This window comes from Glycocaulis abyssi (assembly GCF_041429775.1).
Classification (GTDB): domain Bacteria; phylum Pseudomonadota; class Alphaproteobacteria; order Caulobacterales; family Maricaulaceae; genus Glycocaulis; species Glycocaulis abyssi.
Genome location: NZ_CP163421.1, coordinates 1,916,941 through 1,930,781 on the forward strand (window position 1 = coordinate 1,916,941; position 13,841 = coordinate 1,930,781).

The following is a 13,841-nucleotide window of genomic DNA, read 5'->3' on the forward strand; positions in this document are numbered from 1 at the left end:
CTAGCCCTCGTCCCGCCCCGCCTGTCACCTGACTGACACGCCCTGATGCCATATCATACCCGATCAGAATTGCGGGGAGGATAGATGATGCGCGGTGTGCTGATTGTACTGGCGGTTTTGGCAGCAGCCTACGGGGCAGCTCTTGTCTGGCCCGGCCCGGAGCCCGTCTCCCACCCCTGGCTGGACGGGCGGACGGCGGAGCGGGCCGAACGCATCGCCCATGGCGGCGGGCTTGGCCGCGCGCCCGCCAACACGATTGCCGCGCTGGAACAGGCGGTTGCCGACGGCGCGGACGTGCTGGAGGTGGACCTGCAGATGACCGCCGACGGCTATCTGGTTCTGCTGCACGACGACAGTGTGGACCGCACCACCAATGGCACAGGCCGGATCGATGCCTTGCGGCTCAATGATGTGACCGCGCTGGACGCCGCCTTCGGCTATGAGGGCGAACCGGCAGACAGGTTTGCCGGTCAGGGCATCACGATCCCGTTCGTGTATCATGCTTTCGCCGCCTTCCCCGACATGCGCTGGATCGTGGAGATCAAACCGCAGACCGAAGACGCGGCCATGGCCACCTGCATGGCCATAACCGAGACGGATATGGGCCATCCAGGGTTTGCGAACCGGGTACTGGTCGGGTCGTTCCATGATGATGTCCTGCACCATTTCCGCGAAGTCTGCCCCGGTATCGCCACCGGCATGGCCAGCAATGAGGCGCTGAGCTTCTACGTGATGGCCCGGCTGGGGCTGGCGAAATTTCACCCCACACGCGCGGTCGCGGCCCAGCTTCCGCCACGCGCCTCCGGGCTGGATGTGATCCATCCGCGCCTTGTCGATGCCGCCCATGCGCGCGGGCTCGCCGTGCAGGTCTGGACGATCAATGATCCGGACGAGATGGAGGCGCTGATCGCGCGCGGCGTTGACGGCATCATCACCGACCGGATCGATGTGATGGCAGATCTGCAGGGGGAGTGAATTTTCTCCTGACACCTGAAACCCCGGGCGAGCGTTAGCGAGGCCCGGGGCCTGGGGCCTCTATAAGACTTATCCTGCACTAGGTCCCGGATGGCCCTGAAGGGCCTCCGGGAGTTCAAAGCTTGAGGCTTGCGGACGGCGAAACGCCGTCCGAAAAGCGCGAACGCGCGCCCGCAGCGATAGCGAGGTTTGGCGAGCGGCAGGCGAGGACCGGCCCCACGGATGTGAGGCAGGACAAAGAAAAGAGGCCGGGAGGTCTCCCTCCCGGCCCCTGCCGATCCCCCGAAGGAGACCCGTTCTAGAAGCGTGCCCGCAGCGTGAGGCCGTAGGTACGCGGCTGGTTGGCATAGGTCGAGATGGAGCCCGGCTGAAGCGTTGTCGGGAAGCCAGCGGTATAGTACTCGTCACCGTTGAGGTTCCGGCCCCAGAGCAAGGCTTCAAGCCCGTTGTTGAGGTTCACACCAACTGAGGCGTTGACCGTGCTGACCTCGCGGGTGAGCGACGCAGGCAAGCTGTCTCCAAGACCCGTCTCCGATGCGTACTGGTAGTCAGCCCGGACGAAAGCTTCGCCAAAATCAAAGTCGCGGGCGTACTGGAAGCCGAACGAGCCCGAGAATTCCGGAATGCCCGCTACCGTTGCCCCTGACAGATCACCGATACCGTCCGGCACACCGTCCGCCAGGTCCTCCGGGCTACCCCGAACGACCGGAGCTCCAGGGAAGCTGTCATACTCGGCGTCCATCCAGATACCTGACAGGTTGAGTGTCAGGCCGGGAATGGCCGACGGCCTGATGCTGGCGTCAAACTCCAAGCCCAGTGCGCTCTGCTCACCAGCATTGACTACCGCAAACCCAGCACCCTGGAAGATCGATGACTGGAAGTCTGTGATCGTCTGATCGAAGACCGCCACGTTCAGGAAGCCCCAGCTGAACTGGCTCTTGATCCCGATCTCGAACGTTTCAGTGATTTCCGGCCGGGCAAAGCGTTGGTTACCCGCAACACCGAGTGCCTCAGCGGTATTGATGATTGTCGGCTGGCCCAGCGCATTATCAGCGGCGAGCTCGCCGGCGGCACGCAAGGCCGCCACGTCGGCGGTATTCGGCCGGGTATCAGCCGTAAGGTTCCAGGAAGACGCCTTGAAGCCGCGGGCGAACGACGCGTAGACGTTGACATTATCGGTGAGATCGTAGGCCAGACGCAGGGTATAGGGCCAATCTGAATCTTCGGTCCTGCCGTTCTCGACCGAGTTCGGGAATGGCGTAATAGCGCCAAGCGGTTGAAGGCCGCTCTCGAACAGCGTCAAAAGCGGATTTGCCAACGGAGCGCCGCTGCTCGGGAACACCGTCGACGCGCCGGTCGCTGCTGCCTGCAGCGCCGCGAACACAGCCGGGTTGGCTGCAGCGAACGCGCCCACCTGTACCGGGTCTTGCGGATTTGTACCGGTGAACAGCGGGTTGGCACCGATCAAACCGGCGAGTATGAGCGGCTGACCGACGGCTACGAGGTTCAGGTCAGAGAACGGGTTGGTGCGCACGATGTTCGTGAAATCCACCTCCTTCTCACTACGGAAGTAGGCAAGGCCAGCCGTCAGGGTCAACCGGTCGGTGATGTTGAAATCGACCTGGCCGAAAACCTGGAACTGCCTATCAGATTGATCGACCGTGAAGCGGGTACCGCCACCGGGCGCGTAGAACGAGCCGGCCGGGAATCCGGTAGCCGCCTCAATCGCCGTTATGGCACTGGTGGAAGCGTCCGGAATAAACACGCCCGGAGCGACCTGAATGGTGCCCGATGCGGTGAGCAGGTCGACGTAAGCACGCGCATCAGCACCGTAAATGCGCGAATCCGTCACGGTCATGTCTTCGTCGGAGTAGAACGCGCCGAACACGAAGAAAGCGCGGTTGTTCCAGTCACCGGCGAGACGGAGTTCCTGAGTGAAGGTTCCCACATCCAGGCCACGGGTGTTTTCGCCCAGGAGCGCGAGTGTGATGAAATCGCCGTCAAAGTCGACGAAATCATCATACAGTCGGTAAGACGTGATCGAGCTTAACGTCAAATTGTCGTTCAGGTTCCAGTCGGCCTGAAGCGACAGACCGCGGTTTTCGATCTGGTTCTCGTTCGCTACATCAGTGGCGATCCGGTAATTAAAGCCTGTGCCAGCCGAAGTCTGGCCACCCAGCACGTTGCGGATAAGCGGCGCAGTGGCACCATCGATCGCCCGATCGGTGCCGCAGCACTGTTCGTCAATCTCATCCCAGTCGGCGATCAGGCGCAGTGACAGATTCTCGCTCGGCGTGAACAGGAGCTGACCACGCACGGCCCAGCGATCCCGCTCGTTAAAGTCGCCGCCCGGACCGTCATTCTCGTAGTATCCGTCTCGCAAATTGCGGCTACCTGACAGGGAGAAAGCGACATTCTCGGAAAGCGGGCCGGTAAACGAACCACGCACCAGGCGCTGGTTGAAATTGCCGACCGTGGCTTCGACAAGGCCGCCAAATTCAAACTGCGGCTCCTGGGTGATGATGCTCACAACGCCGGCGGTTGCATTCTTTCCGAACAGGGTGGATTGCGGACCACGCAGGACCTCCACACGCTCAATGTCCATCAGGTCAGACAGCGCCGTGCCAGCACGCGCCCGGAACACACCGTCAATGTACACCGCAACCGACGGCTCGATGCCGGGATTGTTTGCCCCGTTGCCCTGGCCGCGGATGATGAAGGTCGCGTTCGAGCTGCGCTCGAGCTGGCTCACCCGCAGGGTAGGCACGACCGACTGAAGGTCCAGCGCATCCACGATCTGCGCGTTCTGAAGCGTTTCCGCCTGGACCACGGTCACGGCGATTGGCACTTCCTGCAGTGTCTGCTCACGCTTCTGGGCTGTAACGGTAATGATTTCGACTTGGGCCTGTGCGGCGGTGCCGACAAGGCCAGCGGCCAACGCGGTCGCACCGAGCACGGCGGCTCTTGAAAAACGCTTCATTGGGTTCCTCCCCCTCTGGGTGTGTCCAGCCTGCGGGTTCATCTGCCCCCTTGGCCTCGGATCGCACTGTAAGCCCGATTTTACAGATTTGTCATCGGGTGTTTAGCGGTCTGTCAGTCAAGTGCGGCATTCGCGTCACACTGGCTTGGAAAATTAACCCTGACGGTTTGTCATCCAGGCGTAGAACACACCCGCAAGCGCGCCGCACACCGCTTGCGAGATTTCGCCGGTCAGGCTGCGCGCGCCAGCGATGACCGGCACACCGAAGAAAACCTCGCGCATCAGCGTCAGCATGACGAACATGCACACCGAGCCGGCCACCGCATAAACGAGCGTGCGTGGCAGCGGAGCAAGGCGAAGCACCAGCGCGCTTGCAGCAAACGCGATTACAAAACCGATCAGGATGAAGACCAGATAGAGCGGGCCCAGCCCGGCAATGTCGGCCAGCGTCATCGACAGGCGATCCGCAGCAGAGACATCAGCCCCGGCACCCGAAAGGGCCGCCAGCACGAACTGGGTCTGCACGATCACGCCGGCCAGCGCCATGAAGATGCTCGCCAGCACCAGCCCCAGCGGATATCTGAACCAGCCCATCAATTAAGCCCTCCCCTGTCCAGGGCTTGCACCCTGTTAGCCAGCCACCGGCTTGCGAACTGTCTTGGTTACCCGCCGATTTGCGGCCATGATGCCTTGCAAAGCGCCGCTTGGCCAATGTCCGTTTGCCAGCGTACGCGCTTTTTTGTCGAAGGAGCGCCCGCCATGGCCATCACCGCCATCTATCGATCCGCACTTGCCGCTGCTGGCCTTGGCCTCCTGGCGGCGGCGTGCGCAGACAATCGCGAAGCGGTTGAGCTGCCTGAACCGGCCACAGGACACGCTGTCTCGGTGGAAACACTCGTGGACGGGCTGGAGCATCCCTGGGGCCTCGCCTTCCTGCCCGGCGGCGACATGCTGGTGACCGAGCGGACCGGCCAGCTTCGCCTGATCCGCGATGGCGCGCTGGTGGAGGCGCCGGTCAGCGGCGTGCCGGAGGTTCTGGCGCTCTCACAAGGCGGGCTGTTCGATGTCGTGCTGGCGCCGGATTTTGAGGAAACCCGCGAGGTCTACCTCTCCTTCGCGAGCGGGACCGCCCGGTCCAACAACACCGCCCTCTACCGCGCGCGATATGAAGACGGTGCTCTGCTGGACGGCGAAGTGATCTGGACCTCGCAGATGGACAAGACGGGCGGCGCGCATTTTGGCGGGCGCATCGCCTTCATGGGCGATGGCACGCTGCTGCTTACCCTGGGGGACGGGTTTGAGTTCCGCGAGGAAGCGCAGAACCTCGCCAATCATTTCGGCGCCATCGTGCGGCTTAACCGCGATGGTTCGCCGGCAAGCGGTAATCCGCTGGCGGGCGAAGATGGCGCGCTGGCCGATATCTGGACCTATGGCCACCGCAATGTGCAAGGCATTGCCATCGATCCTGAGACCGGCGTTGTCTGGGCGCATGAGCACGGGCCGCGCGGCGGGGACGAGCTGAACATTATCGAAGGCGGTCATAATTATGGCTGGCCCATCGTCACCTCCGGCCTCGACTATTCCGGCGCGCGCATCTCGCCCTTTGCCGAGCATGGCGATGAGTACACCGCGCCGGTGCGCGAATGGCTGCCCAACTCCATCGCGCCGTCGGGCCTGGCCATCTATCGCGGCGGGGCCTTCCCCAACTGGAACGGGGACATGCTGATCGGCGCACTCGCCGGGCAGGCCCTGCACCGCGTCGTGATCGCAGACGGCGAAGCGGTGGCGGAGGAAAAACTGCTGGCAGACGAGGGGCTACGTATCCGTGATGTGCGCATTGGGCTGGACGGCCTGGTTTATGTGCTCACCGACCATGCCAATGGCGCGCTCCTGCGCCTCTCGCCAGCGGACTGACATAACGCTCAGTGAAAGGGCTGGCCTTCGGGGCGTGAAAGGTGTTCACTTCTGCCCAAACACAAGGGCCGGGGCGGATTCGCGCGTGACCGGCCACAGAAATTGGGGAGGCGCGCATGAAGCGTATTCTGATCGGCCTGGTGGCCGTAATTATCGTGGCTGGTCTGGCGCTCGGCGGCTGGTATTACCGGCCATGGTCGGACTTTTCGCCCGCCAGCGTGCGCGCGCTCGATGACCCTGAGCAATATGTGACCACCTTCCAGCGCATGGATGAAATCCTGCCCAGCGCCCGCATTGCTGCCACCAGCCCCGACCCCCTGCCTCGCAATCTCCAGCCGCTTGATGTGAGCTATGAGTGGGAGGGCGAGACGCGCACGCTGGATGAATATCTCGAAGCGGCGCGCGCGACCGGCCTGACCGTGCTGCGTGATGGCGAAGTGATCCACCAGCGCTTCTTCCACGGCGCGGACGAGAACACACGCTTCACCTCCTGGTCGGTGGGCAAGAGCTATGTCGCCAGCCTGATCGCGATGGCGCTGGATGAGGGCCTCATCGAAAGCCTTGATGATCCGGCAGAGCGCTATGCGCCCGAATATGCCGGGACGTATTACGGCACGGTGTCCTTGCGTCATCTGCTGATGATGTCGGCCGGGATCGATTTCAACGAGGAATACTCGCCCGACCGTCCTTCCGATGTACGCCCCTTCTTCTTCAATGCCTTTATCATGGGCCAGAGCCCGGATCGGCTGGCCAGCGCCTTTGGCGCCAATGATCTGGTACCCGGCGAACATCTCCACTACGCTTCCACGAACACGCAGGTCCTCTCTGCTGTCGCGCGCCATGTGTTTGGTGGATCGCTGGCTGAAGTGGTGGAGCAGCGCATCTGGACCCCGCTTGGCATGACTTCTGACGCCACATGGTTGCAGCACGTGCCGGGCAATCGCGGCGTCGCCATCGGCTATTGCTGCCTGCAGGCGACCAGCGAGGACTATGCACGCATGGGCCAGTTCTACCTGCAGGACGGAGTGTGGAACGGGGAGCGCCTGCTGCCCGAAGGCTGGGTCACCGAAGCCACCCGCCCGGTCTCGCCAGCCCATGAGGCAGGCGCGACGCCGGCCTATGGCCCGCGCGGCTATGGCCTGCATTTCTGGATCCCCGAAGGCCATGATGGCGAGTATTTCTTCGCCGGTGTCTACGGCCAGTATATCTGGGTCGATGAGCGGCGCGGCGTGGTGATAGCCCAGAATGCCGGTGATCCGGCCTGGGGGCGTCTGGGTTCTGAGGTGTTCACCGTCATGCGCGCGATTGCCGAAACAGTCTCGCCGCTGGAAGTGGAGCCGGAGCCGGTTGAAGAGGTGGACGAGCCCGCTCTTGATGCGCCGCTGGGCGTGGAAGACGAGCCGCTGGACGAGGCGTCAGAAGAGGACAGCGAATAATGTCCGCCGCGTCCGTGTACGATTATGTGATCGCGGGCGCGGGCAGCGCCGGATCGGTTCTGGCAGCCCGTCTGTCTGAAGACCCCTCCGTCACGGTCTGCGTGATCGAGGCGGGCGGCTCAGACAAGAAGGCGATCATCCAGACGCCCATGCTCTTGCAGTTCGCCATTACCGAGCCGTCGATCAACTGGGATTACTGGACCGAACCGCAGAAGAACCTTCAGGACCGCAAGCTCTACTGGCCGCGCGGCAAGACACTTGGCGGCTCATCCTCCATCAACGCCATGCACTATATGCGCGGCGCGTGGGAGAATTACGACGAGTGGGAAACCCGCTACGGCGCCACCGGTTGGGGGCGGGAAGCCGCACTGGAAGCCTTCAAGCGGGTAGAGAATAACGAAAACCATGGCGAGCCCTGGCACGGCAAGGGCGGGCCGCTGAATGTCAAATCCATCTCGCCGCTCAATCCGCTGACCGAGCTCTATTACGAAGCCTGCCGCCGCCGCCAATTGCCGTGGAATGATGATTTCAACGGCGCTGGCCAGGAAGGGTTCGGTGTCTATCAGGTGACGCAAAAGGACGGCAAGCGCTGCTCGGCCGCCGACGCCTTCCTCAAACCCGCCATGACGCGGCCAAACCTGACCGTCATCACCGGCGCACTGGCCCGCAAGGTGGTCATCGAGGAAGGCCGGGCGACGGGCATCGAGATCGAGACCGAAAGCGAGACCTGCACAATCACCGCCCGCAAGGAGGTCATCCTGTCCGGCGGGGCGATCAACACGCCGCACCTGCTGATGCTGTCGGGCATCGGGCCTGCGGATCATCTGCGCGAGCATGGCATATCGGTCGAAGCCGATCTGCCGGGCGTCGGCGCGAACATGCAGGACCATCTCGACATCATGGCCCGCGCCTCTACCCGCTCGGCCAAATCCATCGGCTATTCGCTGAAGAAATTTCCGGCGACCGCCCGCGACGTGCTGCAATGGGCGACGACCGGCACGGGCAATTTCACCGTCAATCCGGTGCAGGGCTGCGGGTTTGTGAAATCCAGCCGCGCAAAAGACCTGCCCGACATCCAGCTTGTCTTCATTCCGGCGCGCGGCAGCCCCCATGGGCGCGAGACCATGACCGGCCACGGCATGATGATCCATGCCTGCCATCTCTATCCGCAAAGCCGGGGCAGTCTGCGTCTGAAAAGCGCCGATCCGCGCGATCCCATCCTCATTGATCCCAATTACATGGATCACGAAGAGGACGCAGAGGTGATGACCGATTGCCTGGAGATTGCACGCGACATCCTCCTGAGCGATGCGTTCGATGGCGAGTTCAAGGAACTGGAACTGCCCGCCAAGACCAATGGCACGCGCGCGGAGCTTCTCGATCATGTGCGCGCCAATGCCGAGACGCTCTACCACCCGACATCCACCTGCGCGATGGGGTCTGGCGAGCTTGCCGTTACCGACCCCCAATGCTGCGTGCGCGGGGTGAAATCCCTTCGCGTCGTCGATGCCTCCGTGATGCCGCGAATTGTCGGCGGCAACACCAACGCGCCCACCATGATGATCGCTACCCGCGCCGCCGACATGATTATCGCTGGCGCCTGAAACCCGTTCGAGACCAAAGCCGAGGAGAGACCCGATGAGTGACGCCGCAGCCCGCCAGATCGAGCGCATGAAATCGGTCTTCGACGCGCAGAAATCCGCCTTCAAGGCCAGCAAGATACGCCCCTATGGCGAGCGCAAGGCAGATCTTGAGAAGCTCGAAGCCATGGTGAAGGAGAAGGCCGATGCTTTCGCCGCCGCCGTGTCGGCAGACTATGGCCGGCGCTCCGCAGCCGAGACCCAGATCGCCGAGATCGGCTTTACGCTGGCGACCGCCAAACACACCCGCCAGAAGCTGAAAAGCTGGATGGCAGACCGCTCGGTTCCGGTGCCGATGACGCTGGCGCCGGGCAAAGCCTATATCCGCCGCGAGCCAAAGGGCGTTGTCGGCATTGTCGCGCCGTGGAACTACCCGATCCAGCTGGCGCTGGCCCCTCTGGTCCCTGCGCTGGCTGCCGGGTGCCGGGTGATGATAAAGCCCTCCGAATACACGCCGCGCGTGGCTGACCTCCTGAAAGAGACGCTTGGCAGCCTCTATTCGGAAGATCATGTCGCCGTCATCACCGGCGGGCCGGAGGTGGGGCAGGCTTTCTGCGACCTGGCCTTCGACCATCTTTTCTACACCGGCTCCACCCATGTGGGGCGGCTGGTGGCGCAGGCGGCCGCCAAGAACCTCACCCCCGTCACGCTGGAGCTGGGCGGCAAATCTCCCACCGTCATCGCGCCCGATTTCGATATCGAGGAAGCGGCCAAGACCATCGCCTGGGGCAAGTACTTCAATGCCGGCCAGACCTGCGTCGCGCCGGACTATGTGCTGACCCCCAAGGGCTCTGAGCAATCCCTCGCCGAGGCGATTATCGGCAATGCAGGCAAGTTCTGGCCCGGCCCGGACAGCAATGATGACTATACCGGCATCGTTTCGGAGCGGCACTACAAGCGCATCACCGACATGGTGGAGGAAGCGCGCAAGGGCGGCGCGACCGTGCTGCAGGTTCCCACCGAAAGCGGCACGGGCGGCAATCACCATGCCTTCCCGCCGACGGTCGTGTTGAATGCGCCGGCAGACTCCAAGCTGATGACGGAGGAGATTTTCGGTCCTGTATTGCCGGTGCTCGGCCATGATGGCCTTGATGACGCCGCGCGCTTCATCAATGAGCGCGACCGGCCGCTGGCGCTTTATGTCTATACAAAATCGAAGACCACCGCGCAGGGCTTTCTCGACAAGACCATGTCGGGCGGGGTGGGCGTGAATGTGCCCATGCTGCACCTGTCGGTCGAAGATTTGCCCTTCGGCGGCACGGGCGCATCGGGCTATGGCGCCTATCATGGTGAGGAGGGTTTTCGCACCTTCTGCCATGAGCGCAGCGTGTTTCACGCGCCCGTCTGGCATCCGATCCGCCTGATGGCACCGCCCTACGGAAAGCTATTTGAATTTTTCAAGAAACTGCAGGCCGGGTAAGCGCTCACCGCTTCCCACGCGCCTTCAGCTTGATAAGCTCGCGCCGCTCCGGGGCGCGGGGCCTGAGTCGGGGGGCTATCATGGTAAAATGGATTGTGCGCGGCGTTATCGGCGTTGTGGCGCTGGTGCTGGTGCTTGTTCTGGCTGTAACCGGCTGGGCGGGCTGGCGGTTCGTGGGGTCACAGCCCCGCACCGAGGGCGAGGTGCGCCTTGAGGGCGTGACAGCGCCGGTCAATGTGGTGCGCGATCAGTATGGCGTGGCGCACATTTTCGGCGAGACCGATGCGGACGTCTATTTCGCCCTTGGCTATACACACGCCGCCGAACGCTTCTTCCAGATGGACCTTTACCGGCGCACCGCGCAGGGCCGCCTGTCGGAGCTGTTTGGCGAGCGCGCCCTGCGCGCCGATATCCGCGCGCGCACTTATGGCTTTCCAGAAGCGTCCCGCCATGCGCTCGCAAACCTGTCTGACGAGGCCCGCCTCATCGTCGAGGCTTATGTCAGCGGCGTGAATGCGCGCCTGGAGCAGGGCAATCACGCCCCTGAATACCTGCTGCTTCGCAGGCAGCCCGAACCCTGGACGCTGGCCGATTCTGCCTCCGTGGTGGTTGTGCTGGCGGATGATCTGGCCGCTGGCGAGGGCGAGGACCGCGAGCGCGCCCGCGCTTCGCAGGTGCTTGATGAGGGACTGCTAGAGCAGTTCCTCTCCGCCTTCCCGGACTGGGCGCCAACCACGCTCAAAGACGAGGATATCAACGCCGCCTTTGGCGATATCCGCCGCCAGACCCTGCCTCCGCCTGCCGGTACGCAGCCCGATAACGAGCCCGGCTCCAATGCCTGGATCGTCTCCGGGGAGCGCACCGAGACCGGCGCGCCGCTGCTGGCCAATGATCCGCATCTGGGCCTGTCCGCGCCATCCATCTGGTATTTCACCCGGCTGAACCTCTCCTTCGGTCCGGTACTGGGCGCATCCCTGCCGGGTACACCCTTCATCACGCTGGGGCGCAATGCCCATGGCGCGTGGGGCTTTACCAATACCGGCTTTAAAGTGATCGACCTTGTGGAGCGCGACAGCGAAACCACACAGACCAATACACGCGTGGAAACCATACATATACGCGGCCAGCGTGCGCCGTTTGAACTCACTGTGACCGAGACCGCAGAAGGTCCAGTCCTCGACCCGCAATGGTTTGATCTGACCGGCTTTGATTCCGATGCGCTGGTGGTGCGCCGCTCCACCGTGTCTGATCCGCGCAACCGGGTGGCCGATGCCACGCTGGCCATCATGCGCTCCACCGGCTGGGACGATTTCGTGGAGGCCGGGCGCGGCTGGACCGCGCCGATGCAGAACATGCACTATGCGGGCGTGGACGGCACGATCGGCTACACCACGGCGGGCCTTCTGCCCATACGCGATGAGGATGGCGAGTGGACGGGCTTTGTCCCGTTCGAGGAGCTGCCTCGCATCGCCAACCCGGCTGGTGGATCGATTGCATCGGGCAATAATTTGCCTGCAGGCGCGGCCTACCCCTACCCGCTGCCGGGCCGCTATGCGGTGCACCGCGCGGTGCGGATCGAGACCATGCTGGCTGAGCGCCGCCGGCATTCGCTGGAAGGCTTCATCACCATGCAGATGGATGTCACCTCTGCACTGGCGCAAGCCATCCTGCCGGCCCTGCTGGCCGCGCAGCCTGAAAGTGAGCTGGGCCTTGAGGCGCTGGCCCGTCTTGAGGGCTGGAACGCCTCGCTGGATGCTGACGCCCCGGAAGGGCTGATCCTGTCGGCCTGGCTGCGTGTACTGACCGAAGCGATCTGGGCCGATGAGCTGGGTCCCATGGCGCGCTATTTCCGGGGCCCCCGGCCGGTCTTCGTGCAGGACGTGCTGACCGGCGATGCGTCCTCGTGGTGCAATAATGTGGAGACCATCCCTGTGGAGACCTGCCCGGTCATTGCCGGACTGGCGCTGGATACCGCCGTGGCAGAGCTGGCGCGCACCAATGGCGGCAATTTGTCCAGCTGGCGCTGGGGCGATCACGCGCAGGGCTATTTCGCCCACCCGATGGACGGGCTGGCCGTGCTGGGCGACATGTTCGGCGTGCGCGTGCCGGTGGGCGGCGATGGCACGACCGTCAATGTCGCCAATTTCAGCTATGCCGGTGAAGGGTTTGATATCGTCCACGCCGCCTCGCTGCGGGCGGTCTATGATCTTGCCGATCTGAATAATTCGCGCTTCATCCATGGACCGGGACAGTCCGGCCATCCGCTATCCCCGCATTATCGCGACCTGGCGGAGCTCTGGTCGCGCGGGGAATATTTCCAGATCCGCGATGACTGGACGCCGGACAGCGCACCGGAAGGATCGCGCGTGCTGACACTGAGACCTCGCTAGGAGCACAATGCAGACCCGCAGGATCGAGCTGGCAGGCAGGGACGTCACCTACCGCGTGCGCCATTCGCGGCGGCGGACTATCGGCCTGCGGATCGATGCGGACGGGCTGACCATCACCCTGCCCCAGCGCACACCGGCCATCGAGGCCGACCGGGTGGCACGCGACCGGGCGGGGTGGATATTGCCCCGGCTGGAGAAGTGGAGCGCGCGGGCAAGGCCGGAATTTACCGGCGCGGAGGGCCAGACAATCGGCTATCTGGGCCGCGAGCTGGACGTCGTGATCGAGCCGCACGCCCGCGCGCGCACGCTGGTCAGCGTGGAAGGCGATGCGTTACGGGTAAGTGTTGATGAGCGCCTGGAGCCATCCTTGCGCGATGCCACCATTTTCAGGGCGGTGAAGCGCTGGCGGAGCGATACTGCGCTCGCCCATTACACGCCGCGTATCGCCCACTATGCCAGGGCGCTCGGCCTGCCTGCCCCGCAGGTGAAAGTACGGGCGCAGGAATCGCGCTGGGGCAGCTGTTCATCGGACGGTGTGATCCGCATGAATACGCGCCTGATCGCCTTTCCCGAGGGCGAGATCGACTATGTGTGCGCCCACGAGGCGTGCCACCTCATCGAGATGAACCATTCGCAGCGCTTCTATGCCCTGCTGGACGCCATCATGCCCGACCACAAAGCCCGGCGGCGGTCGATGCGCGAGCGCACCCCGCCGGGATTTGCCTTCTAGGGTGCGGGCGGGCGCAGGAACGCGTCACGCCGCACCCAGAGCAGGCCGGACATTACAGCCGCCGCGATAGCACCCAGCAGGCTGGCTGCGCCAAGCTGGCCGGCAACTGCGTAGGACGCCACCGAGCAGGACAGGACACCGGCCGTATAGCCGAAACCGAACAACAATACCGGATGGGCATGGCGCACAGGCAGCAAGGCACCGGCTACCAGCAGCGCACAAAGGACCAGATCCGGCACCAGAAACAGATTTTCCAACCGCCACGAATTGTTGATGAACAGGAACGCGAACGTCCCCGCGGCAATGGCAATCGCGACAAGACGGGCAAGCAGGATCATGGAACCCTCCAGGAAAAG

At 63.5% G+C, this 13,841-nt stretch carries 10 protein-coding genes; 7 read left to right on the top strand and 3 right to left on the bottom strand.

What is annotated here, in order from left to right; all coding sequences use genetic code 11:
* Positions 1-84 precede the first annotated feature (84 nt).
* On the top strand, positions 85-975 hold the full coding sequence (locus tag AB6B38_RS09350; protein ID WP_371392586.1) for a glycerophosphodiester phosphodiesterase: 891 nt from the start codon (positions 85-87) through the stop codon (positions 973-975).
* Between the two features lie 298 nt (positions 976-1,273).
* Here the strand turns inward: AB6B38_RS09350 and AB6B38_RS09355 are convergent, their stop codons facing one another.
* A complete protein-coding gene (locus AB6B38_RS09355) occupies positions 1,274-3,955 on the bottom strand; it encodes a TonB-dependent receptor (protein WP_371392587.1) in 2,682 nt (893 codons plus the stop codon).
* Between the two features lie 153 nt (positions 3,956-4,108).
* The gene (locus AB6B38_RS09360) at positions 4,109-4,549 is read right to left on the bottom strand and encodes a hypothetical protein (protein ID WP_371392588.1); all 441 of its coding nucleotides are present in this window, start codon (positions 4,547-4,549) and stop codon (positions 4,109-4,111) included.
* Positions 4,550-4,714: 165 nt separating this feature from the next.
* On the opposite strand from AB6B38_RS09360, the gene AB6B38_RS09365 reads away from it, so the two are divergent.
* The 6 genes from AB6B38_RS09365 to AB6B38_RS09390 all read left to right on the top strand — a co-directional run bounded on the left by AB6B38_RS09365 (position 4,715) and on the right by AB6B38_RS09390 (position 13,485).
* Positions 4,715-5,869 carry a PQQ-dependent sugar dehydrogenase gene (locus AB6B38_RS09365; RefSeq protein WP_371392589.1) on the top strand — a complete coding sequence of 385 codons (1,155 nt, stop codon included), beginning with the start codon at positions 4,715-4,717 and terminating at the stop codon, positions 5,867-5,869.
* Between the two features lie 116 nt (positions 5,870-5,985).
* Positions 5,986-7,305 (top strand): serine hydrolase domain-containing protein, encoded by a 1,320-nt coding sequence (locus AB6B38_RS09370; protein ID WP_371392590.1) that lies wholly within the window; start codon positions 5,986-5,988, stop codon positions 7,303-7,305.
* Positions 7,305-8,909 (top strand): GMC family oxidoreductase, encoded by a 1,605-nt coding sequence (locus AB6B38_RS09375; RefSeq protein ID WP_371392591.1) that lies wholly within the window; start codon positions 7,305-7,307, stop codon positions 8,907-8,909. Before AB6B38_RS09370 ends, AB6B38_RS09375 begins: the two co-directional genes overlap by 1 nt.
* Positions 8,910-8,943: 34 nt before the next feature.
* On the top strand, positions 8,944-10,365 hold the full coding sequence (locus AB6B38_RS09380; RefSeq protein WP_371392592.1) for a coniferyl aldehyde dehydrogenase: 1,422 nt from the start codon (positions 8,944-8,946) through the stop codon (positions 10,363-10,365).
* Between the two features lie 80 nt (positions 10,366-10,445).
* Entirely contained in the window at positions 10,446-12,755 is a 2,310-nt protein-coding gene (locus AB6B38_RS09385) for a penicillin acylase family protein (protein ID WP_371392593.1), read from the top strand.
* Positions 12,756-12,762: 7 nt separating this feature from the next.
* On the top strand, positions 12,763-13,485 hold the full coding sequence (locus AB6B38_RS09390) for a M48 family metallopeptidase (RefSeq protein ID WP_371392594.1): 723 nt from the start codon (positions 12,763-12,765) through the stop codon (positions 13,483-13,485).
* Here the strand turns inward: AB6B38_RS09390 and AB6B38_RS09395 are convergent.
* Positions 13,482-13,823 (bottom strand): hypothetical protein, encoded by a 342-nt coding sequence (locus tag AB6B38_RS09395; RefSeq protein WP_371392595.1) that lies wholly within the window; start codon positions 13,821-13,823, stop codon positions 13,482-13,484. The two genes, AB6B38_RS09390 and AB6B38_RS09395, sit on opposite strands and share 4 nt — an antisense overlap.
* Positions 13,824-13,841: the final 18 nt, after the last annotated feature.

What these genes read in the sequence shown, in the direction of transcription:
- AB6B38_RS09350 (WP_371392586.1), top strand. Translation starts at nt 85, where the DNA reads ATGATGCGCGGTGTGCTGATTGTACTGGCGGTTTTGGCAGCAGCCTAC.
- AB6B38_RS09355 (WP_371392587.1), bottom strand. Translation starts at nt 3,955, where the DNA reads ATGAAGCGTTTTTCAAGAGCCGCCGTGCTCGGTGCGACCGCGTTGGCC.
- AB6B38_RS09360 (WP_371392588.1), bottom strand. Translation starts at nt 4,549, where the DNA reads ATGGGCTGGTTCAGATATCCGCTGGGGCTGGTGCTGGCGAGCATCTTC.
- AB6B38_RS09365 (WP_371392589.1), top strand. Translation starts at nt 4,715, where the DNA reads ATGGCCATCACCGCCATCTATCGATCCGCACTTGCCGCTGCTGGCCTT.
- AB6B38_RS09370 (WP_371392590.1), top strand. Translation starts at nt 5,986, where the DNA reads ATGAAGCGTATTCTGATCGGCCTGGTGGCCGTAATTATCGTGGCTGGT.
- AB6B38_RS09375 (WP_371392591.1), top strand. Translation starts at nt 7,305, where the DNA reads ATGTCCGCCGCGTCCGTGTACGATTATGTGATCGCGGGCGCGGGCAGC.
- AB6B38_RS09380 (WP_371392592.1), top strand. Translation starts at nt 8,944, where the DNA reads ATGAGTGACGCCGCAGCCCGCCAGATCGAGCGCATGAAATCGGTCTTC.
- AB6B38_RS09385 (WP_371392593.1), top strand. Translation starts at nt 10,446, where the DNA reads ATGGTAAAATGGATTGTGCGCGGCGTTATCGGCGTTGTGGCGCTGGTG.
- AB6B38_RS09390 (WP_371392594.1), top strand. Translation starts at nt 12,763, where the DNA reads ATGCAGACCCGCAGGATCGAGCTGGCAGGCAGGGACGTCACCTACCGC.
- AB6B38_RS09395 (WP_371392595.1), bottom strand. Translation starts at nt 13,823, where the DNA reads ATGATCCTGCTTGCCCGTCTTGTCGCGATTGCCATTGCCGCGGGGACG.